The organism is Leptothoe sp. EHU-05/26/07-4, from assembly GCF_043421015.1.
GTDB classification, from domain to species: domain Bacteria; phylum Cyanobacteriota; class Cyanobacteriia; order Phormidesmidales; family Phormidesmidaceae; genus Leptothoe; species Leptothoe turfae.
In genome coordinates this window covers 448,878-469,141 of record NZ_JAXSQV010000005.1, presented here as the reverse complement: position 1 = coordinate 469,141, position 20,264 = coordinate 448,878, and the positions used below count along the sequence as shown (strand labels likewise).

General features: G+C 47.8%; 26 protein-coding genes and 1 tRNA gene. 12 read left to right on the top strand and 15 right to left on the bottom strand.

From position 1 onward, the window contains the following. The first annotated feature begins 50 nt into the window (after positions 1–50). Complete coding sequence (locus U2F10_RS20690; protein ID WP_163662453.1) at positions 51–854, top strand: DUF2232 domain-containing protein; 804 nt, start codon at positions 51–53, stop codon at positions 852–854. A gap of 15 nt (positions 855–869) precedes the next feature. After that, the gene (gene cobT, locus U2F10_RS20685; RefSeq protein WP_499873164.1) at positions 870–2,018 is read left to right on the top strand and encodes a nicotinate mononucleotide-dependent phosphoribosyltransferase CobT; all 1,149 of its coding nucleotides are present in this window, start codon (positions 870–872) and stop codon (positions 2,016–2,018) included. A 54-nt stretch (positions 2,019–2,072) separates the two neighbouring features. On the opposite strand, the gene U2F10_RS20680 is transcribed toward cobT, so the two are convergent. Continuing rightward, on the bottom strand, positions 2,073–2,438 hold the full coding sequence (locus U2F10_RS20680) for a hypothetical protein (protein WP_163662457.1): 366 nt from the start codon (positions 2,436–2,438) through the stop codon (positions 2,073–2,075). Between the two features lie 699 nt (positions 2,439–3,137). Between U2F10_RS20680 and U2F10_RS20675 the strand changes: the two genes are divergently transcribed. Further along, positions 3,138–3,806 (top strand): hypothetical protein, encoded by a 669-nt coding sequence (locus tag U2F10_RS20675; RefSeq protein WP_163662459.1) that lies wholly within the window; start codon positions 3,138–3,140, stop codon positions 3,804–3,806. 28 nt (positions 3,807–3,834) lie between these two features. On the opposite strand, the gene U2F10_RS20670 is transcribed toward U2F10_RS20675, so the two are convergent. The 3 genes from U2F10_RS20670 to U2F10_RS20660 all read right to left on the bottom strand — a co-directional run bounded on the left by U2F10_RS20670 (position 3,835) and on the right by U2F10_RS20660 (position 6,336). Next, positions 3,835–3,905: transfer RNA gene (locus tag U2F10_RS20670), tRNA-Cys, on the bottom strand. Positions 3,906–4,008: 103 nt separating this feature from the next. Next, positions 4,009–4,887 carry a fructosamine kinase family protein gene (locus tag U2F10_RS20665; protein WP_250564875.1) on the bottom strand — a complete coding sequence of 293 codons (879 nt, stop codon included), beginning with the start codon at positions 4,885–4,887 and terminating at the stop codon, positions 4,009–4,011. A gap of 147 nt (positions 4,888–5,034) precedes the next feature. Next, the gene (locus U2F10_RS20660; RefSeq protein ID WP_499873163.1) at positions 5,035–6,336 is read right to left on the bottom strand and encodes a M16 family metallopeptidase; all 1,302 of its coding nucleotides are present in this window, start codon (positions 6,334–6,336) and stop codon (positions 5,035–5,037) included. A 92-nt stretch (positions 6,337–6,428) separates the two neighbouring features. On the opposite strand from U2F10_RS20660, the gene U2F10_RS20655 reads away from it, so the two are divergent. Both U2F10_RS20655 and U2F10_RS20650 read left to right on the top strand, forming a co-directional pair. Then, entirely contained in the window at positions 6,429–7,136 is a 708-nt protein-coding gene (locus U2F10_RS20655; RefSeq protein WP_499873162.1) for a lysozyme, read from the top strand. A gap of 6 nt (positions 7,137–7,142) precedes the next feature. Continuing rightward, the gene (locus tag U2F10_RS20650; RefSeq protein WP_499867600.1) at positions 7,143–8,033 is read left to right on the top strand and encodes a carbohydrate ABC transporter permease; all 891 of its coding nucleotides are present in this window, start codon (positions 7,143–7,145) and stop codon (positions 8,031–8,033) included. Positions 8,034–8,037: 4 nt separating this feature from the next. Here U2F10_RS20650 and U2F10_RS20645 read toward each other — a convergent pair whose 3' ends face one another. The 5 genes from U2F10_RS20645 to U2F10_RS20625 all read right to left on the bottom strand — a co-directional run bounded on the left by U2F10_RS20645 (position 8,038) and on the right by U2F10_RS20625 (position 11,657). After that, positions 8,038–8,379 (bottom strand): BON domain-containing protein, encoded by a 342-nt coding sequence (locus U2F10_RS20645; protein ID WP_163662466.1) that lies wholly within the window; start codon positions 8,377–8,379, stop codon positions 8,038–8,040. 219 nt (positions 8,380–8,598) lie between these two features. Beyond that, a complete protein-coding gene (ispF, locus tag U2F10_RS20640; RefSeq protein ID WP_163662468.1) occupies positions 8,599–9,078 on the bottom strand; it encodes a 2-C-methyl-D-erythritol 2,4-cyclodiphosphate synthase in 480 nt (159 codons plus the stop codon). Between the two features lie 48 nt (positions 9,079–9,126). Continuing rightward, positions 9,127–9,834: a tRNA (guanosine(37)-N1)-methyltransferase TrmD gene (trmD, locus tag U2F10_RS20635; protein WP_163662470.1), complete on the bottom strand. Its 708-nt coding sequence runs from the start codon at positions 9,832–9,834 to the stop codon at positions 9,127–9,129. Between the two features lie 22 nt (positions 9,835–9,856). Next, a complete protein-coding gene (locus U2F10_RS20630; protein WP_163662472.1) occupies positions 9,857–10,870 on the bottom strand; it encodes a tetratricopeptide repeat protein in 1,014 nt (337 codons plus the stop codon). Positions 10,871–10,919: 49 nt separating this feature from the next. Further along, the gene (locus tag U2F10_RS20625; RefSeq protein ID WP_250564877.1) at positions 10,920–11,657 is read right to left on the bottom strand and encodes an RNA polymerase sigma factor; all 738 of its coding nucleotides are present in this window, start codon (positions 11,655–11,657) and stop codon (positions 10,920–10,922) included. A 277-nt stretch (positions 11,658–11,934) separates the two neighbouring features. Here U2F10_RS20625 and U2F10_RS20620 point away from each other — a divergent pair, with 277 nt between their 5' ends. From U2F10_RS20620 to U2F10_RS20610, 3 genes are all read left to right on the top strand, one after another. Continuing rightward, positions 11,935–12,510 (top strand): glyoxalase-like domain protein, encoded by a 576-nt coding sequence (locus U2F10_RS20620; protein WP_163662474.1) that lies wholly within the window; start codon positions 11,935–11,937, stop codon positions 12,508–12,510. A gap of 21 nt (positions 12,511–12,531) precedes the next feature. Beyond that, positions 12,532–13,029 carry a cupin domain-containing protein gene (locus tag U2F10_RS20615; protein WP_499873161.1) on the top strand — a complete coding sequence of 166 codons (498 nt, stop codon included), beginning with the start codon at positions 12,532–12,534 and terminating at the stop codon, positions 13,027–13,029. Positions 13,030–13,091: 62 nt separating this feature from the next. Beyond that, positions 13,092–13,847, top strand: coding sequence for a hypothetical protein (locus tag U2F10_RS20610; RefSeq protein WP_163662476.1), 756 nt, complete (start codon positions 13,092–13,094; stop codon positions 13,845–13,847). A 92-nt stretch (positions 13,848–13,939) separates the two neighbouring features. Here the strand turns inward: U2F10_RS20610 and U2F10_RS20605 are convergent, their stop codons facing one another. The 3 genes from U2F10_RS20605 to U2F10_RS20595 all read right to left on the bottom strand — a co-directional run bounded on the left by U2F10_RS20605 (position 13,940) and on the right by U2F10_RS20595 (position 15,809). Then, positions 13,940–14,476 carry a hypothetical protein gene (locus U2F10_RS20605; protein ID WP_163662478.1) on the bottom strand — a complete coding sequence of 179 codons (537 nt, stop codon included), beginning with the start codon at positions 14,474–14,476 and terminating at the stop codon, positions 13,940–13,942. A gap of 198 nt (positions 14,477–14,674) precedes the next feature. After that, the gene (locus U2F10_RS20600) at positions 14,675–15,622 is read right to left on the bottom strand and encodes a glycosyltransferase family 9 protein (RefSeq protein WP_499873160.1); all 948 of its coding nucleotides are present in this window, start codon (positions 15,620–15,622) and stop codon (positions 14,675–14,677) included. Between the two features lie 34 nt (positions 15,623–15,656). Next, positions 15,657–15,809 (bottom strand): hypothetical protein, encoded by a 153-nt coding sequence (locus tag U2F10_RS20595; RefSeq protein WP_163662482.1) that lies wholly within the window; start codon positions 15,807–15,809, stop codon positions 15,657–15,659. A gap of 58 nt (positions 15,810–15,867) precedes the next feature. Here U2F10_RS20595 and ispD point away from each other — a divergent pair, with 58 nt between their 5' ends. Next, positions 15,868–16,548 (top strand): 2-C-methyl-D-erythritol 4-phosphate cytidylyltransferase, encoded by a 681-nt coding sequence (gene ispD / locus U2F10_RS20590; protein ID WP_499873159.1) that lies wholly within the window; start codon positions 15,868–15,870, stop codon positions 16,546–16,548. Between the two features lie 78 nt (positions 16,549–16,626). Here the strand turns inward: ispD and psb30 are convergent, their stop codons facing one another. Beyond that, positions 16,627–16,770: a photosystem II reaction center protein Ycf12/Psb30 gene (gene psb30, locus U2F10_RS20585; RefSeq protein ID WP_006516248.1), complete on the bottom strand. Its 144-nt coding sequence runs from the start codon at positions 16,768–16,770 to the stop codon at positions 16,627–16,629. A 191-nt stretch (positions 16,771–16,961) separates the two neighbouring features. Here psb30 and U2F10_RS20580 point away from each other — a divergent pair, with 191 nt between their 5' ends. From U2F10_RS20580 to U2F10_RS20570, 3 genes are all read left to right on the top strand, one after another. Next, complete coding sequence (locus tag U2F10_RS20580) at positions 16,962–17,318, top strand: YkgJ family cysteine cluster protein (protein ID WP_499873158.1); 357 nt, start codon at positions 16,962–16,964, stop codon at positions 17,316–17,318. A gap of 147 nt (positions 17,319–17,465) precedes the next feature. Next, entirely contained in the window at positions 17,466–17,831 is a 366-nt protein-coding gene (locus U2F10_RS20575; RefSeq protein WP_163662488.1) for a TMEM165/GDT1 family protein, read from the top strand. Positions 17,832–17,846: 15 nt separating this feature from the next. Continuing rightward, positions 17,847–18,137 (top strand): TMEM165/GDT1 family protein, encoded by a 291-nt coding sequence (locus U2F10_RS20570; RefSeq protein ID WP_163702580.1) that lies wholly within the window; start codon positions 17,847–17,849, stop codon positions 18,135–18,137. An 11-nt stretch (positions 18,138–18,148) separates the two neighbouring features. On the opposite strand, the gene U2F10_RS20565 is transcribed toward U2F10_RS20570, so the two are convergent. Together U2F10_RS20565 and U2F10_RS20560 are read right to left on the bottom strand one after the other, a co-directional pair. Further along, on the bottom strand, positions 18,149–18,691 hold the full coding sequence (locus tag U2F10_RS20565; RefSeq protein WP_163702579.1) for a DUF4149 domain-containing protein: 543 nt from the start codon (positions 18,689–18,691) through the stop codon (positions 18,149–18,151). A 159-nt stretch (positions 18,692–18,850) separates the two neighbouring features. Next, positions 18,851–20,185, bottom strand: coding sequence for a glycosyltransferase family 2 protein (locus tag U2F10_RS20560; protein ID WP_163662494.1), 1,335 nt, complete (start codon positions 20,183–20,185; stop codon positions 18,851–18,853). Positions 20,186–20,264: the final 79 nt, after the last annotated feature.

Sequence of the window (20,264 nt, the reverse complement as noted above, 5' to 3'; positions counted from 1 at the left end):
CCTGCTTATCTAACGATTAAAATTTTGGTTAGGAGTTCATTCTCAACACTATGGGGCAGCCAGAGGATTATCAGGCAGAGGCACAATCGCCGGATTTGCCTGAAAACAGCAACTCCACAAACTTTGACGACATTGATCTAGATAGCCCTTGGATAGAAGATGAGGATGAACCCCGTGTTCCTCCTATCATGCGGAAAGCCATGACGCCCCCTAGTGATAAAGGGCCTGTTGCCATGGTTGAAACTGCTTTTTTGGCAAGTGCTGCCAGCCTGATGTGGTTGATCAATCTCTATTTTCCACCCGGTCCATTGCTGCGCATTTTATTTCCGGTGCCGATTGCCATCGTATACCTGCGTCAGAATTGTCGCTCTGCATGGATGACAACCTTGGTATCCGGTTTGCTACTCGCGATTTTGCTTGGGCCGCCCCGCAGTCTTTTATACGTTATTCCTTATGGTTTACTAGGTGTGCAGCTGGGGTATCACTGGCGACATCAAACCTCATGGTTAATTTCACTACCCATAGGAGCATTCATCGTTACGTTAGGTATTTTCTTTCGGATCTGGCTGCTGTCATGGATGGCCGGTGAGGACCTTTGGGGATATCTTGTTGCTCAGGTCATCCAGCTGACTGACTGGATTACTAATCGCTTACTAGATTTTGGCCTGCTAGGATTTGGAGCTAGCGGCCAACTAAGCCCAGGCATTATTCAAATTGTGGCCATATCTATGGTGTTCTTTAGTAGCATTGTCTATCTCTTCACCGTGCATTTGACCGCATGGCTTTTGCTAGAGCGGATGGGGATCGCCATACCCTCACCTCCCCAATGGGTACAGCAAATTCTTGAGGAGTAGATTTACACTCCTACCATGCCGCTTGATTCGTACCATTCTTACCCCCTAATTGCCCACCACAGCAACACTGGAATTACCCAGCAGTGGCAACGGCGATATCAAGGACAAAGGCCCTGCTATATATGTGTTTTAGGATTTACTGAAACAGCATTAGTTACGGGCATTTCAGCAGCGGGTAATAGCCCTCAAGCACGGATGATGACAGCGGTAGCTGATGCTGAATTTATCTATGAAGGACCGAGTTCAGTTCCCCAGTATCCGCTACCTCCGCTGACGGCAGGCGTATCGCCAGCCTTACTCACACGGGCAGTGATCACAGGTCAGACCCTACCTGTGTATTTATTTAATGCGGGGCTGCCCCATACTCCCAGCGTTCCTCACATAGATTTAGGATGTGGAGCTATTGCTCGCTGTGTTAGTTCTGGGCAGGCCCTCCCACCTGATAGTGTCAGGTCACTCTTTAATGCGGGGCTGAAATGGGGTGAAACCTTGGGACGTCGCTTTGCCCATAGTTATCTCATCATTGGCGAATGCGTTGTGGCAGGCACCACAACCGCCCAAGCCGTGTTAACAGCACTCGGGTTTAATGTTGCTGGATTGATGGGGAGCAGCCACCTGACCTGTAATCACGATCAAAAAGCTGCACTGATTAAAACAGGCTTGATGGCAAAACCTCTGGACAGTGAGCAGTGGAGTATATGGGATGCGATCGCAGCTGTCGGCGATCCAATGCAGCCATTTGTCTTGGGAATGACCATAGCCGCCAGCCACCACAGCGGTGTGCTGCTCGCTGGCGGCAGCCAAATGATTGCTATTTACACAATGCTACAAAAGCTAGGCCATCAATACCCATGGAACTTAAACAATGTCGTTATCGGGACAACTCAGTGGATCGTGAAAGATGCGACTAGTAAATTTCTGACACTAGCCCATACTGTTCCAACACCCCCCATCATGAGTAGTCAGTTTTCTTTCAAACAATCACGTTACCAGCAATTCAACTTGTTTGAACAAGGGTATGTCAAGGAAGGTGTAGGAGCAGGGGGCTGTCTGATTGCAGGACATTTATATCAATCCTGGCAACAAGCTCAGACCTTAAACGCTATGGAAGCATTGCTAGAAAGCTGCCTTCAAATATCCGCACCACCACCCACGACTCAGTGATGCGATCTCATTCAACCTAGCAACTTCCAAACTACCCATAGCATTCACTACGATTTAATGTGCCCGATAGGCTAACAGCTGTTCCTCTAACGCAGCAATACGGTTATAAGCAGCCGTTAACTGAGCCGTCAGCCGCTGAACTTGAATCTCGGGAGATAGCGACTGATTACCAGTCAACTGATCAAGACCGAAGTGGGGTTCATCATTCAAAATGTCCTTATGGTCAAAGGCTTCGTCTAAGCCGTTAGCCACCATCCGCGCAGGAGGACTAACACCAAATTTAGGCCGACTACTGCCATCGCTAACCGCATCCTGGTGCACTAGCAGGTTAGACACTTTGCAGTCTATTTGCTCAAGGAGCTGATGCAAGGTATCTACCCGATTTGATAAATGCACTACTTTTTCTGGAGCAATATCCATGAGCTAGCAAATCCTCAAATAACCCCTTCATCCTAAGAACGCCTAACCAATGAAGAGAGCTTATTACTTATTGATTTAACCTTTTGTTGTCAAGTTTGAAATCATAAAGAGATGAAATAAAAATCTTAGATTTTCATCTATTGTTCTTTACACTTTCCCCACAATGTCAGGCGATCTATATAAAAACGGGGAGATTCCATGAAACCGTGCCATACTGTAGCGAAAGTACACTTCCCAGGTGCATTTCTTCCTGATATTAAGGTTGTCACCAGCTATATAGCTTTTAGACGGTTATCAGGTACTTAATAAAGTACTTAATAATTAGATTTCAATTACGTTTTTATCGAATTCATAGGCTATACTACCCATGCCACAATGTACATTGAAGCGTACATTTCCAGTCGGTGGATTTGATCAGGGGTGTTGCATTACTAAACGCATTTGAGAAAACCATTTTCGAATAAAGGTTTTCCTTTAATCGCGTGCGGTAGTATAGGTAGACCTTGACACCATAGCCTAGATAACCTCTATGGGTGTAGGGTCGTCCAGCAAGATGTTTGAACGTCGTCCAGAAAGATGTTTAAACACGGAAATAGACCGCAAACGTTAGTTTTAACCGATGCCGTAGGCCGTGACAGAGCTCAATAATAGTCGTGAACTGTCGGGGGCAGTTGTTAATTAATGTCACCCAAATCATCTATGACTGATACCACTGCGTTCGTTGCTGGGTGTGCAACGACCGGGGTAGCCGTTTTAGTATTGCTATTAGCACGAGTTGGGTTTCAGACATCCTCTCCCGAAGCACAATCCAGCTCCACGACGTTAGAGGACGTGGTTCCGGTCCCTCAGTCACCGATACAGACAGTTAATGAGGGTCTCAATGAAGACATTAAAGAAGAGCTAGATCGACAGCGCGACTTAACCGCCAAGCTAGAGAACCAGCTAGTACAGCAAGAAATGCTAGCTCGCAACTTAGAGAATCAACTCAAGCAGCAGCAGGAAGAAACACGGGCAGTTCTGTCACAGCTCAGGGAATATCAGCGTTCGGTCGATACCCTTTCTTTCCAAAATGGTCAGCTAGCTGCGGCCCAGTCTGAGCGAAACACATCCAATAGTAGTAATAATATTCAAACCACCCTGTTATGGATTGGTGGTGGCCTATTACTAGTAATGGTTGCAGGCGGGGGCGTCATTATCCTCTGCATGATTTTAATTTCGGGACGTCGCCGTGAGGAACGCACCGTTCCAGTGGTATACCCTTTCCAAATGCCCGTTCCCCCCGCTGGCTATCGGTACTACGAGCAAGAGTTTCTACCACCGCCCGTTCGTCCCAAACGAGCTAATGCCACCTATTACGACGTGGACTAGGCTAGTTATATGAGTTTTGAATCGTTAAAGGCGGCACCCAGATTCGAACTGGGGATAAAGGATTTGCAATCCTCTGCCTTACCACTTGGCCATGCCGCCGAATTGCCGAACTTAAATATATCAAATTCTCGTCGCGTTCTAACCTAGATTCGCCATTAAAGGCTACTTTTCTTTTACAACAAGAAAAGTAGGTCCACAAATATCACCTCACTTTAACAAGCAGCTGTTGAATCATCCGGTTGGCTTGCGATGCATAACCACCGCCAAATAGATTGAAGTGATTGAGTATGTGATAAAGGTTATAAAGAATTTTACGCGTGGGATAGCCCTCTGACAGCGGATAAACTACCTCATAGGCATCGTAAAAGTCCCTTGGGAAACTGCCAAACAGCTCTGTCATTGCCAGATCGACTTCGCGATCGCCATAGTACGTAGCCGGGTCAAAAATCACCGGTTCACCTGCCGTTGTAATCGCCGCATTCCCAGACCACAAATCTCCATGCACCAGCGATGGCATGGGATCATGACCAGCCAACAGCTCAGGCAAAGCCGCTAGCAGCGCATCCTGCTGAGGAAAAGCCCCCCCCCGTCGTTGAGCCAGACGAAACTGATACCCCAACCGCTGATCTCGCCAGAACACTAGCCAGCTTTCCTGCCAGTCATTGGGTTGATGAGTTTCACCAATGGTATTGATACGGTGCCAGCCAAACCCCAAGTCGCTAGATATGCGATGCATGGCTGCCAAATGTTGCCCCATGGTTGCCCAGGCTGCGCCACGACTCCCCAGATCTAACCATTCCATTGCAATGTAGGAATTTGCTCCGGCCAATCCACAACAAACTGGCTGCGGTACCCGAATAGTCTGGCTGTTATACATTTCCTTGAGGCCATCCAGCTCAGCCTCAAACATGGCCAGTTTGCTAGCCTGATTCAACTTTACAAAAAATGTAGTTTGGCCATCGCTTAAACCATAGGCCTGGTTGATACACCCTCCGCCAACAGATCGTGTCCGCTCTACCCGAAAGGACTGACCAGTCACGCGACTAATCTGAGCCGCAATCTCAGACCACACCTCAGCCATACCCTCTATCTCGAAACACTACAATTATTCTCCACCCAAGCAAATGGTTAAGGTCAGCCCCCTCACTCCCTAACCTCCCCCAAGACAATACCCAGTGAATGTCCTACTCCCTGGCGCAGCGGACGCACTTATTAACGCATTTATTATCTAATTAGCCTCTGGATACAACCTCAACACGCCATAGGCATCAATGGGCAAATAGCGCTGTACGGCAGCTTGAACGGTCTCTGCATTAATTGTTTTGATAGCCGTTGGATAGTTCAGTGCATTTTCAATATCGCCTGTCATTGCGTGGTAATAGCCATACATGCTGGCGCGATCGCTAGAGGTTTCATTACCAAACACATAACGATTAGCTACCTGGGTCCGCACTCGGCTGAGCTCAGCCCCACTGACTGGTTCCTCATGAAGACGCTGAATATGTTCTAAAACTGCCGCTTCAACCGTATCTAGCTGCTCAATCGCCAAATTAGCAGAGATATAAAACACCCCCTGCTCACCATAGGTAATGTTACTGGTGGAAATACTATTCACTAAGGCTCGAGTTTCCCGTAAATCCTGAACCAAGCGAGTGGTGCGCCCCTGACCCAAGATTGAGGCTAGAACATCTAATGCATAGGTTTCAGACAGTTGTCGTAACCCGGGTACGCGCCAGCTCAGTACTAAGCGAGCCTGCTGTAGCGTTGCGTCGGCGTAATCAACCCGCGCAATCGATTCAAAGGGAGATTCAGGCGTACTGGCTGGCACACCTTCCAAGGGGCCTGTCAAAGCTTGTTGACGACGATTCGCTAAAGCCTGCTCAAAACTCTGTTCCACAATAGAAATTAGCTGATCGGTGGGCAAATCGCCCACAACCACAGCCGTCATATTTTGAGGTTGATACCAACGCTGGTGGAAATCTCGCATCTGCTCAGCAGATAGCTGCTCAATCACTGATGCTGGCCCTAAAACAGTGCGCCGATAAGGAAGCTGCTCAAAATTTAAGGCCATGGAGTGCTGGAATACACGCCGCCTGGGATTATCTTCTGAGCGACGGATTTCTTCTAAGATGACAGGCCGCTCACGTTCAAAATCGCCGTCATGCAGCTTGGCATTGAGCAAAAGTTCCACCTGGAGCGGAGCTAGCTTCGCAAAATCCTTGGGAGCCGTCGTAATGTAGTAATGAGTATAGTCCTGACTGGTGGCAGCATTGGTAATTGCCCCACGCTCCTCAATCAAGCGCTCAAATTCTCCACATTGAAGTTGAGGCGTACCCTTGAAAATCATGTGCTCCAGAAAATGAGCCATACCATTGATGGCATCAGACTCTACCCGAGAACCTACCCCCAGCCAAATATTCAGGTTGACAGCAGCCGTCGGCATTTGCTCAGCAATAATCGTTAGACCATTAGCTAAGCGTTTTACAACGGGTTGATTAGTAATTTCAGAGAAAACCGACGTTGTAACCATGGGCAAGCTAAAATTTCGTGATATTTCTATTTTTTTATTCTAGTCATCTAGATACAGTAAAGTCTGGGTAAAAACAACCAAGGGAAACTTTTATGGGCACTTGGATCAAGGAAACGGATAAGGCTATCTATCTGATGCAGGGGGGGTACTACATCTCCAAAATCTCCAAATATCCTTCTAAGTCAAACCCTAACGAAAAAGTGCTCAATATTAGTGGCATGAAATCGTGGTTTAGACGAGCTGATTCCCCCCGAGGAATGACAGTTTCCCAAACTGGACCGGAGCCTAAGCCCATGCCAAGGCAAGTGGTTCCCCCCACCAGTCCCCCCACCAGTGGCGGCGGTAGCAGCACAAGACAAACGAATGCCAGCGGTGTAGGTTTGATCAAATCGTTTGAAGGGTTAAGGCTCAAGGCCTATCAAGATGCCGTTGGCGTATGGACCATTGGCTATGGCACCACCCGAGGTGTAAAACCAGGGCAGGAAATTACTGAGGCACAAGCCGAGGCATTACTTAAAACTGATTTAGACAGATTTGAGAAAGCCGTTAATCAAGCCGTCCGCGTATCAATTAATGACAATCAGTTTGCAGCCATTGTATCGTTTACCTATAACGTGGGCTCTGGCGCTCTGCGTAGCTCTACCTTGCTGAAGAAGCTTAATCGTCGTGATATCTATGGAGCTGCTAACGAGTTCCCTCGTTGGAATCGTGCTGGTGGTAGAGTATTGGCTGGTTTAACTCGGCGGCGGAATGCTGAGAGGGCCCTATTTTTAGGACAAGACTATCGACGTTTTCTATAAGACTAAGTGCAGCGTCCGTTTCCCCGTTGGTTTATTCCCTATGCGTTTTTAACACCAGCGTTACTGGTGCTCGGTTTGACTGTCTTTTGGCCAGCGTTACAGGCGTTTTACTTAAGTTTTACCGAGTATGGATACGACATTACCCAGCCTCCGCGATGGGTCGGGTGGGCTAATTTTGTGCGCCTATGGCAGGATGAAACGTTTTGGCAAACCCTGGGTAATACATTGGTTTATCTGATGGGCGTAGTGCCCATACTTGCGATCGCACCCCTGATCCTAGCCATTCTAGTCAACCAGAAACTCAAGGGCATGAATTGGTTTCGCGTAGCCTATTACACCCCAGTCGTCATCTCTATGGTGGTCGCTGGCATCGCTTGGCGCTGGCTCTATGCCGAAACCGGACTATTTAATCAGGTACTGTCCAGCTTAATCGGGCAGACTATCCGCATTCCCTGGTTGACCAGCCCTAATCTGGCACTATTTAGCGTCATGGCAGTCACCATTTGGAAGGGATTAGGTTACTACATGGTGATCTACCTGGCCGGCCTACAGGGCATTCCAGTAGATCTCTACGAAGCTGCTGCCATCGACGGTTCTGACCGCTGGCAAAAACACTGGGATATCACTCTGCCGCTAATGAGTCCCTACATGTTTCTTGTGGCAGTGATTTCCGCTATATCAGCGACTAAGGTATTCGAAGAAATTTACATCATGACCCAAGGGGGACCCCGTAGTAGCTCGAAAACCGTCGTTTACTACGTCTATGAGCAAGCATTTGTAGACCTCGAGATGAGCTATGCCTGCACTATTGGCTTGGTACTTTTCATCCTAATCTTGACCCTGTCTCTTATCCGACTTCGCATCGCTCCCGAACAAGATACAAAGACATTACTTTAAAACTCTACAACGCTTCAGAAAAAGCAACACCTCTGGTTTCTACCGCATCCACACCATCGACAGAGAGGGCTAAGTCAACAATTTTACTGAGCTTATACGGAGAGCCTAGTTGACCACTTAAAACCACAACGCGCCCACGCTGGCGGACTTTCAAGCGTTCTACAGAATTATCCACATAGTTGCTTAGACAGTGGGACACTCGCTTAGATAAACCATAATAATCAAACTCCCCATGCAAACCGATCCGTTCTGGTGGAATAGAAGAGAACCAACGACATCGACCAACTTCACTATCAGATAGCTCGCAGGTCCTATATCCGCCACCTAGAGTAGTTACAACAGCCACGCCATTCATAAGCCACCTTGACACCCTACTTGGTTACCATCAAATACGTTGCATCCGCTTTTCTTATGCACCTCGATCACCAGGCTATTAATGAAAAGCGCTGAAGCGTGCATTAACGCATAACAATTTTGCAGAATCCGGATAACACTCGCTTATAAATTTTAGAAAATACTTAGGGTGGATTATGTGTTCCTAGAAACTTTTTAACACAACTGCGCCCTAGGCCTTCACAAGCAGTACTACAGCATAGGCTGCGATTCCTTCTTCACGTCCAGTAGGGCCTAGTTTTTCATTGGTCGTCGCTTTGATACCAATCTGGTCGGTTGCGACTGCCAACCGTGCAGCCAAAGATTGTTGCATCGCCGCAATATGTGGCTTCAGCTTAGGCTTTTCAGCAACCACCACTGTGTCCAAATTGCCAATGGTCCACCCTCGCTCTTTTACCATTTGGTAAATTTGGTCCAACAGCATCAAGCTATCAGCGCCCTTCCATTTAGGGTCAGTGGGGGGAAAATAGAGACCGATATCACCCAAGCTTAAGGCCCCCAGCATGGCATCCATAATTGCATGGGTTAGCACATCAGCATCGCTATGACCCAACAACCCTAACGTGTGAGGAATGGTGACACCACCTAAAATCAAGGGTCGCTCTGGACCTAAGCGGTGAATGTCATAGCCATTACCAATGCGAACACCCATGGAAAACTCCTTAGTGACTATCAATGCGGAAGCAGACAGCAGCAGCCTTTAATTATCTTTATTTTCCCACTGTTGCTGCTGCCAACGCTCATAAAGATCGCAGCGACGCTCACGAGTGCGTTCGATCTGTTGCTGGCGACGCCATTGGGCAATGGCAGCATGGTTACCGGAGCGCAACACATCTGGCACAGTCCAGCCTCGAAATTCAGCCGGTCGAGTGTAATGGGGATAGTCCAACAAACCAGACTCAAAACTGTCGTAATGCAAAGAATCTCGTTTTGCCACAGTGCCTGGCAGCAATCGAATGACACCATTGAGCAATGCCAGGGCTGGAATTTCACCGCAGGTGAGGACAAAATCGCCCAGGGACACTTCCCGCGTGACTACATTCAGAATGCGTTCATCCACACCTTCGTAATGGCCACAGATAATCACGAGTTGATCAAGACTCGTTGACCATTGCCACAACAGAGATTGAGTCATGGGCTCCCCCTGGGGAGTCATTAGCACCACTTCACGGCGAGCCTGCTGGGGTAGGCTCTCAAGAGCTGCCACAATTGGAGCAACCTTCATCACCATCCCGACGCCCCCCCCATAGGGTTCGTCGTCAACCTTATGGTGCTTATCAGTGGTGAAATCCCGAGGGTTGGTGATGTGAACCTGAGCAATCTCCCGCTGTAGTGCCTTGCCGATGAGTCCAGAGTTGAGGGGTGATGTAAAAAAGTCGGGAAATAAACTGATCAGGTCAAATCGCATTAATTATTACTGCCCCCAGGCTCTAAAAATTCAACAACCGGTTAAATAGTTCCACTTCGAGATTAGTTTGCTCTAGTAAACGTGCCAACTCATAAGCTCGCTCATACTGGTCTCGGGCTAACGTTAGCTCCCCTGTAGCCTCATAAAACTCCCCTAGACGCTTATAGGTGACTAATCTGAACCAATCATTATCACTATTGCTCGTCAGGGCAATACGTTCATCCAGGTAAGTACGCACCTGGTTCCAATCACGTCTAGCGCTATAAACATCAGTTAGACCATCAATGGCATGGAGCTGTGATGTGACATCATTGCTATCACGTCCATAGCTTAGGGCTAGACGATACGCGCCAATAGCTTTACCCTGTATACCTTGAGCTAAATAGGCATCACCGAGATTGTTGCTGGTATTGGCACGGCCTACCAAGTTGCCGGCCCGAATACGGTAGTTGCCAGCAAGTTCGTAATATTCAATGGCAGCGTCATACTCTCCTTGGGCAAAGGCCAATAACCCTAGATTACTGAGGGACAAACCAATGCCTTCAAAGTTTTGAATGCTGTAGGCAATGTTCAAGGCTTCTTCATAGGATTGGATGGCAGACTCCACTCCCCCCCGCTGCAATCGCAAGGTTCCCAGGGTATTCCAAGCAAATATTTGGGTACTGAAGTTTTGATTGTCCCGGGCAATCGCAAGCTGGCGACGCACAGCCGTCTCAGCCCCGGTATAGTCACCCAGCTGGGCATAAGCACTGCCAATTTTGCCATAGACCTGCTCCATGGAAGCGGTATCGCCAATCTCATAGTAGAGTTCTACGGCCTGACGCCAGGCACGCAGTGCCGACTGATAGTCTGCCTGTTCCGCCTGGCGGTCCCCCAAACGGAACAACTGATCAGCCACGTCGCGTCGCTGATTAATGGCCTCTCGGTTAACCGGCTGTCGCAGCTGGTCATCAAGCGTCCCTTGGGCATAGGCTGCTGGCATACCCAGCAACGCCGTCAGCACGAACCCGTAACCAAATCGAACTGTGCAGTGCACGACCAGATCTCTCCCTATGTAAAACACTAGCGCCCAAAAACTAGAGCGATCAAGCTTCAGAAGCTAGATTTGGCTGTTCTAAGTCAAGATCGGATACATCCAATAGCTCTGACAAATCCTCTGCCAAATTCTCCTCCGCTACAGTTTCAGTATCCCCAAAGTAAATCACCTGAATATCACGTGGTAACGCTTTGCTCAAAGATTGTTGAGCATCTGTCAACAAGGTTTTCACAGATTTAGGGGAAATACGCTGCCCCTCAGCCTGTAAATAGGCAGCAATTCGAGTATCACTCCACCGAAATGTCTGCGCCATGACAATCACCAAACGGTGTAGAGGCTGAAGCTGCTCAAGTGCCTGAGTAACATAGCACCAGAGTGGGGGCGAAGCTTCTTGCAAGTTGTAGTGAATCTCTTCAACATCAGGCAAAGCAGCTTGATTAATACAGGCCGCTGTCAAATTCACGAGCCAAGCTTGCAAAGAAAAGTTTTCTGGAGGCTTAGCTGGCAAGTCAAGGCCACTCAATTCATACAGAATATGCCGCCATGTCAGTGCAAACAAATACTCTGATTGCACTGTAGAGCGAGCCGAGTGACGAATCAGGGTATACACCACCGGACTGTAGCGACAGAACACAGCGGTAAAGTACTTGCCGTCTTCGGGATGCAGCTTAAGCTGCTGCACTAGGTCGTAGTCACTGTACTCAAAAAGCGACTTGACGACAGCATGATCACATTCAGGAAAATTAGGAATATCCACAGTACTGAAAACGGCGCTCTTGCCAATCATCGGCAGAATAGACAGACTGGCATTAACCAAACTGAGACTACCGTATAAATAGCAACTACTATACCCAGGATCCGTCGAATCTTAAAGATTCGGAGATAAACCCCAAGCTGACACTAGTGAACACCTACCGTAAATTGCCCTATCAGACATACGGTAAAGGATCGGTTAACCCGGCATCTTTCTAGCAGCTAGTCGGTTTGAGCCTTGATAAACTAAGGTCAATCCCAGTGTCCTAACTCTACTTAAGCTAACAGCACCCTCTTTCCGAATACTGCCCATGGATTTTTGCGCCATCATTTTTTCATCACCACTGGCCTCCATCTGGCAAGGGCTACCCCTCGATAGCCTCGTTTCTACCCAAGGCATTATGGTGATGCTGCTGGTGGCCTATGCAGGCGCGATGTGGATGTTTCTAACCAGCGCCCCTAAGGTGCATACGGTGATGGTTTCTGACTTAAATATTGCCCAACAGTTTTATGAAGGAATGCTAGGCCTGTCTGCTGCCGATGTGCCGCTCCACTATTATTACAATTACGAGCAAACCATGGGGACAGGGCTAGATCCAATGATGGGCATGGGCTCTATGCCTCGTCCCACAGAACTGGGCAACAGCCCTGATGGCCTCTGGTATCAGCTGAAAAAAAATACTCAGCTACACGTTATCTCAGGTGCCAGCCGTGGCCATAAAGATCGTCAACGCCACGTTTGTTTTGATCGAGACTGCCTCGAACTTTTACTCATGCAGGTGCAGGCCAACAGAGTGCGCCATAAGATTCGGAGTGAAAGACCCCTCAATTTCTTGGTCAAAGACTATGATGGCGAAATCATTGAAATGGCTGAAGTTGCCGATTAGATTTGGTCGTAGGGGCGTTGCATGCAACGCCCCTACAATTTGTTTATATATATTGGCCCTATGATCATCGACCTTTCTAAGGTGCCCGCTGGCCAGGGTACTGGGTATCCAGTACCTTTCAAGGCTGCTGTGACAGGACGCTCTAAGCAACGCGTGGGTAATGTGGCTGGGCTGACTAATTTTGGCATTAACTTGACCACGTTAGCGCCTGGAGCGCAGTCAGCCCTGAGGCACTGGCACAGCCACCAAGATGAATTTATTTACATGGTTTCAGGAGAACTCACACTAGTAACTGAGGCTGGAGAAACATTACTCACACCGGGCATGATGGCTGGGTTTCCAGCTGGGGTGCCCGATGGTCACCATTTAATTAATCACTCGAGTGCGATCGCAACATACCTTGAAATTGGCGATCGTACCCCTGGCGACCACGCAGAATATCCCGACGATGATCTGTTAGCCCAACCTAAAGATGGAGGTGGCTACTGTTTCACCCACCGTAGCGGTGCTCCCTACTGAGGTGCCCACAAGCTATGGTAAAACCCTTGATATACGAGACCTTTACCTTCGACAGATAACCAATGCAATTAACGAAGGGACTGGCGAAGGCTGGTTTGAGACAATCTGCCCATAGGGATTACCCTAGCTGGATAGTCAGAAAAATTTTGCCGTTCTGCGTTCTGCTAGCCAGTTGCCAACGCACACCACCAGCTACGGACATTCCCAACGTACAAAATCCATCTGCCCCACCGCCACCAGAGACCCAGGCACCGCCACCGCCACCGTCTAACTCCTATTTGGCACAGATACCGCCTGACGTGACTAATCAGCTGGTCAATCTCGGTGTAAATATCGTGATCCCTACATATCTAACACCCAATATGACCTTGGCCAGCTATGGAGTCGGTGAAACATCAGAAACTAGCACACCCTACTATTGGTTGGTATATCGAGACGACCAACAGCGTTGTTTTGCCATCGAATATGCGGCCAGTGGAACCAATGATATTTCTCTAGAAAATCAAGAGCCCTTGGACAGTATGCTATTTGGAGAAGGCTATCGTCTTTACCACGGTAAATTTCCTAATGGTGAAAGTGGAGAATTACCAGAGCCCGATTTATTTACCGATTGGCTAACGGGTGAGGATGGCTTCTACCGCTTAATAGGAGCCGGTTTAATAAACGCCCAAGACTATGGCCAGGGCGATTGCAGTAACCTTACGGTCAAAGAAGCTATGACTGTCGCCGAGTCATTAAATTATTTAGCGACTGATATTAGAACCTTGGAAGCCATCCCTGCAAAGCCATCTGGTTTGGAGAACAATGTCACCCCATAAAAAAGGCTCGCTTTTGAAGCGAGCCTTTTTTATACATAAACAACAGTAACTTCAACCTTTATCCGTCACTGTTAATAGTCAGCTATCGGCATCTAATGCTTCTCAACCACAGAGGTATCCGAGGCTGCTTTTGACTGCGGTGCTTCTTTTTCAACGGCCGCTTGAGCATCTTTGGCAACAGCAGCCCCCCCGCCTGCAACAGCATTAGCCGTAGTTGAGACATTCTTAGCAACCGCTTTCGCTGGAGACTTAACAGTTACATCGGCTTTAGCAGGACGTTCAATTTTTTCTAGACCAAGCTGCTCACGCGCTTTATCTAATAGAAAATTAGCTCCATTTTGGCTAACTTCCAAAAATGCTTGACCAGTAGCCGCAGCAGCCTGGTTACCATCCACTGGTTCTGCCTGTTGAGTGTCCCACCATGCTCGCATTTTCTGTCCGGAGTTAAGAGCTATATCGCCAAACCAAGCAAAAAATACAAATACAGAACATATAATTAACCAAACTAAAAGAGCTAACTCCTTAATGATGGTCCCCGTCAATACAAAAACACTCTTATACGTGTCTGCCGTCTTGGGATCAAAAAGTAGTTGAGACACCACAGCAGCTTGAGACTTAACGCGATCCATGGTTTTACCTCATCTAAATGATTTATAAAAAACTTGATGAAACTATTCTTTGACTACCACTCAGTAGGGTCATCCTATCGAAAGATATCTAACGTGCCGTTAGACATGGTGGGTAGTCTTAAGCTTTCTCCTCGAAAGACGAGTCATCGTTGCTATAGGATGCAATGCTTTATCAAACGTTCTTGAGTATACCCAAGGTTAACCACCCCAAACTTTTTGTAAAACATCCCCTGGCTTTAGATCAGCTAGCCGCTCTGTCGCCGATTGCACACCTAGGATCCGTGTTTCGCCCTCAACAACTGGTAAGGCCTGGCTCAGTTTTGTCTGCAGTACGAGGGTAAATACCTGAAGAGCCATAGATACTTGGCTGATATAGCTATCAGGAGTAATCACTAAATCAGCGCCAGCTAGGATAGCGGCAACCTGCCCAAGATTTTCCACCTTAACGGCCTTAAGCGTACGCTGACGACTCAGCGTGGCAACTAACTCTTCGCTATCGAGAGTTTCCAACAGCACAATCGGCATCTGTGGCTGTTTAGACTGAAAATCATCCACAATGCTAAGCCAGCTACTTAAAGGATAGGAATCTGCCTGCACGTTCAGGCCAGGATACACAACCACGTAGCCGCCGCTACCCGACAAATTCAAGCCTTGACGTTGTTCGTCAGCCCAGGCAATATCCCCTGCTGGCACATTGAGGGCAATGGGCGCAGATTTAGAGGGTTCTGCCAGGCCTTCTAAAAGCGCCTGGTACTGACTGGCTTGATACGGCTCTTTGTCAGCGGTCACGGTATTGGTGTAAAGCCATGGAGCTTGGGCGTTGCTATAGCCAACTCGAGTGGGAATACCACTCAGCCAAAGCAACACACCTTCCTCCCAACGATCACTAGCTGAGAGAACCAATTCAAATTCGCGATCGCGAATAATACCCAGCAAATTAGCCCAATCAGCCGGACTATTTTGCCCTCGATAGTTAAACGGAATGACTTCACTAACAGCCTTAGACACCCGGTAAGCTGATTTAGACGTGGGCTCCACGACCACTGATATTTCAGCGCTGGGATAAATTTCTTGAATAGTTGCTAACGTTGGAAAAAACTGAAGCTGATCGCTAATTCCACCAGGAACTAAAGCCAGGACGTGCATGGACTTTGGAGAATACTTCGCTACTCATTCTAGATTAAGCTGGCAGCGCTAATGCTGAAGAAAGGTCACTAAACCGCGAAATTGTAAAAATTATTCCTTGGTTAAGATTTTTGAGAGGATGTAGGGTGCCGATGGGGTGACAAACACCGGGGGTGACAAACACCGATGGGGTGACAAAAATTTGCATCTCTTACCTCAACAGGCAACGTTCACATGCGTCCTTAAAATATTTTTTGGAGACAGTAATGCACCTACTTATACCGGCAGCAGGCAGTGGCAAACGCATGGGTGCTGACGGCAACAAACTGCTTTTACCCCTGCTCGATCATTCAATTATGGGATGGACCCTAAAGGCTGCGGTCGCTGCCAACAGTATTGAATGGATCGGCATTATTTGCCAAGCCATGGATGAGCCGGTGTTTCAAGAGACTGTTACTCAACTGAAAATAGATAAGCCAGTATCATTCATCCGTGGTGGAGATACTCGCCAGACATCGGTCAGCAATGGTTTACAGGCCTTACCTGAGGACGCAAAACAGGTGCTAATTCATGATGGAGCTCGCTGCCTCGCTACTCCAGCGCTTTTTGATCGCTGTACCGCAGCGTTTGCAACTTGCAAGGGATTTATTGCAGCGGTGCCCGTCAAGGACACCATCAAACAAGTCAATACTTTTGGCATCATCGAAGCCACCCCCAATCGTTCTCATCTGTGGGCGGCTCAGACTCCCCAGGGATTTGATGTTGCACTACTGAAAGAAGCTCACCAAAAAGGTCAAACCCAGGGTTGGTCTGTCACTGACGATGCTGCTTTATTTGAAAAATGTGGCCTCAATGTCCACATTGTGGAAGGAGAAGAAACTAATTTGAAGGTGACTACACCTATGGATCTTGCGATCGCAGAATTTATTCTACTTCAGCGCCTTTAACCATCAAGAACCCGGTTTCTAGCAAATTTGAAATCATGAGCATTTTATCTGCTACATAAACCGGGTTCTTGATGATGACTAAAGATCGCCGCTTCGTGCAACCAACAAAAAGATGATTGCTGGACCAGAAATAACTACCATTGCCAAGACAGTGAGCTGAGCCACTACCAGAAAATCAATATTGCTGAGAAAACCCAGACCCAAGATACCCAGAAGACCCATTGAACCTCCGATAATCAACTAACCGTGACCTCTGCGCACACAAGCGCACCGTCATTTTACCTGGTTCGATCCCACCGCTTTTAAGAAAGTTTACAAAATTCCAAAAACTTTGATAACAAACCTGGTCAGACGTCTAATCCCCTGGCCCTTTATTCTTGTATAAGCCTCATCCCGCTAAGGACAAAGACAATATGGCCACGTGGCAATGTGTAAAAACCTGTGGTGCTTGCTGCAATCTCACCCCAGCCGATCGACCGAATTTAGCCGACTATCTCACGCCAGAACAGCTAAAAGTTTATATGGGCCTGGTGGGTCCAGACGGTTGGTGCATCAATTACGACACAGAACAGCGTGTATGTATGATTTACGACCAGCGTCCCAGCTTTTGCCGTGTACAGGCGGACACGTTTGAGCAAATGTTTGGGGTCACTGAGGATGCACTCAATGACTTTGCCATCGACTGCTGTCAAGAACAAATTAGTGGCGTCTATGGCAACAAAAGTGAAGAACTGGATAGGTTTGTAGCTGCTGTCGGCATAGAAGACTGAAAAAAGTAATGGTTTTATTTTGAGCGTTCAGTTGCTGTTTAAGGGGGGCATGTGAGCATGCATGCCACTTTAGACAGCTAAAAAACATAGCTCATAGTTCTCCTAACCCTTGCTCTTGCAATCTTCCTGACAGATAATGAAGCAAATATGAAAGACTTCTCTGTGACATCCTCCACCTCCATACAGCCTACGGGCACTGAGCAGCCCACAAAAAAGACGCCCCAAGCCAAAGCAAGCTTTTGGGGCGTCTTTCTTTCAACATTCGTCACAATTTTTCTGGCGGAATTGGGAGACAAAACACAGGTTGCAACCTTGTTAATTAGCGCTGAATCCCACAAGCCACTTACGGTATTTGTAGGAGCAGCGTTAGCTTTGATTTCAACGAGCCTCGTGGGAGTAATAGTGGGCCAATGGTTAGCGCGTCGGATTTCCCCTGAAACCTTGGACACCTTAGCTGGGATTTTACTCCTAATTATTTCCGTCGGCTTAACGGCTGAAGTTATTGGTCTTTAGAGAATTATTGCCATCATGTCATTTGATTGGAACTTACTCAGCGTTAGCTTTATCACCGTCTTCCTATCAGAATTAGGTGATAAGAGTCAGCTGGCAGCCATTGCCTTAGGGGGTAGCTCGTCATCACCTAAGGCCGTATTTTTGGGGACTGCCAGTGCCCTGGTGTTCGCTAGCTTCCTAGGGGTTTTATTGGGAGAAGGCACAGCACAAATATTACCAACGCAAATTGTTAAAGGCGCTGCAGCTATTGGGTTTGCACTACTAGCAATCCGCTTACTGTGGCCTGATGGGGAAACCGACGGATAGGCTGACTCACGTTACTCACTAAACTGAGCAGCAATATCGACATAGCACAGACGCAATAGAAATCCAAGAATCAATACTTTGATAGCTTCCAAACCCCAGTAAATTCCATGGATCCAGACCATAGCATGGGGAATGATGTGAATGGTCCCTGGCATATCCAAAACAATGCCAATAGAGCCTATGTAGGGAGTCAATACATAGGTATAGGTCAGAGCGATCGCGACCAAACTAATCGCCAACAGCAACGCCCATCGGCTACGGCTGCCGCTAACCTCAACGGAGTATTCAGCATGGGCCTGGCGCATGGCCAACACCCCAGTTAAGATCAACCCTGATAAAAGCATTTCCACATGGTTGAAGAGCTCAAATAAACTGTAGCCAGCACTGGCAAACCCCGGAGCAGTCATCATGCCATTCATATAAAGCATCGGCATGACCACAAAATCGAGAATCAGGCTACCACCAATCCAAAAAACTGCAAGAAAGAGAACAGCACTATCCCAAGCAAACTGTCGTGGAGACAGCTTGGGTAGCGACAACGTGAAATGTGTCATGGATTAAACCAGATAATAGATGGGTATGTCCCAACGCTAACCGATTTAGTCAGTAAAAAACGTGAAAAAACGTTGCGATATAAGCATTGCAACGTTTTCTTTAGACTCATAACGCCAGTCTTTACGCCAGTCTTTATTTTATAAAGTCGGCTTCACCCATTAGGCACTGGCCGTTTCACCAGCGTGGATAGTCTTGACCCACTTCAGCCGCTTTGGTCGTACAGCCATACGAGTCGTTGCAAAAGCCATAACCACAACCCAATGGGTCATATATAAGGTGCCTTTAATTGCCCGCACCATTGCCATGGGTAATGATACGTTTTGAGTGCGGTATATGCCCATGGTCATTCCCCAATACGATACACCAACCGCCAAAGTCGTTAGGGGAGCAAACACAGGTGGCTGGCGCAGTGCGATCGCAACAATAAAGTCTGGCAGTGCCACAATCGGCAACATATATTGCAATATCCAATACATCAGCATATCAACGGACTTATTCCAGCCCAGCCGATTGCGGACAAGTAACCGCCAGTAATCTAAATAACGCTGATAGCCCCCCTCAGCCCAGCGATTACGCTGATGCCAGAGAGCGACACCGCTAGTCACCCCTTCTTCACCCACAGTTGGCATATCCAAAAAACCAATATTCCACTGATGTAGATGCAACTGAACGGTCAGATCTAAATCATCGGTAATGGTCATTTCATTCCATCCACCACATTGAGCGATGGTCGTATGGCGCACAAACTGACCATTGCCCCGCAGTTCTCCAATGCCACAGCGGGCTGACCTTTGCTCCTGGTAGTAACGATCTAAAGCCATTTCAGCAGCTTGCCCCTGGGTCCAAAAATTAGTGGCACTGTTAACAATGGACTTGCGCACTTGAATTGCCCCAGTGCGATCATTGGCAAATAGCGGCACCACTCGACGCAATAAATCAGCAGGGACCTGAGCATCAGCATCAAATACAGCCAAAATTTCTCCGGTAGCCCTTGGCCAAGCCAAGTTAAGCGCACCAGACTTGCCCCCAGTTGCCTCTGGGCCACGGTGCAGAACCCTTAACCTGGGATACTCATGGGTTAACTCGTCCAATATTCTGCCGGTATCATCATCACTGTTATCGTCAATTACCCAAAGCTCATAACGATCTTCGGGGTAGTCCAAATTACAGAGAGACTCCACTAAATGGGCAATGACAGCCTCTTCATTTTTAGCGGCCACTAGCAGGGAAACAGGCGGACAGTCCGGTTCAGCCAATGCAGACGGTACGGCAGCCCGATTAGGGCTAATGGCATAAGTAGCATTAGCACTCACAATGCGCACCATATAAAGTGCAACCAGCCCAGTAACGGCCCAAACCACTTGCGCGCCCCACATTGCCCAGTGCAACATCACCGTTACACTCCACAGAAACACTAAAGCAGCCAAAGCTTTCAGGCGACGTCCCTCCGAAAGATCATCCAGTAAAACATCAGATACCGTTTCAATCGCCATAGGTTCCGTGTAATAGGGTTGTTGGGTTACAGGTTATTAATATCTTATTAAAATCTGTTACACAGTATCTTCTTTAGAC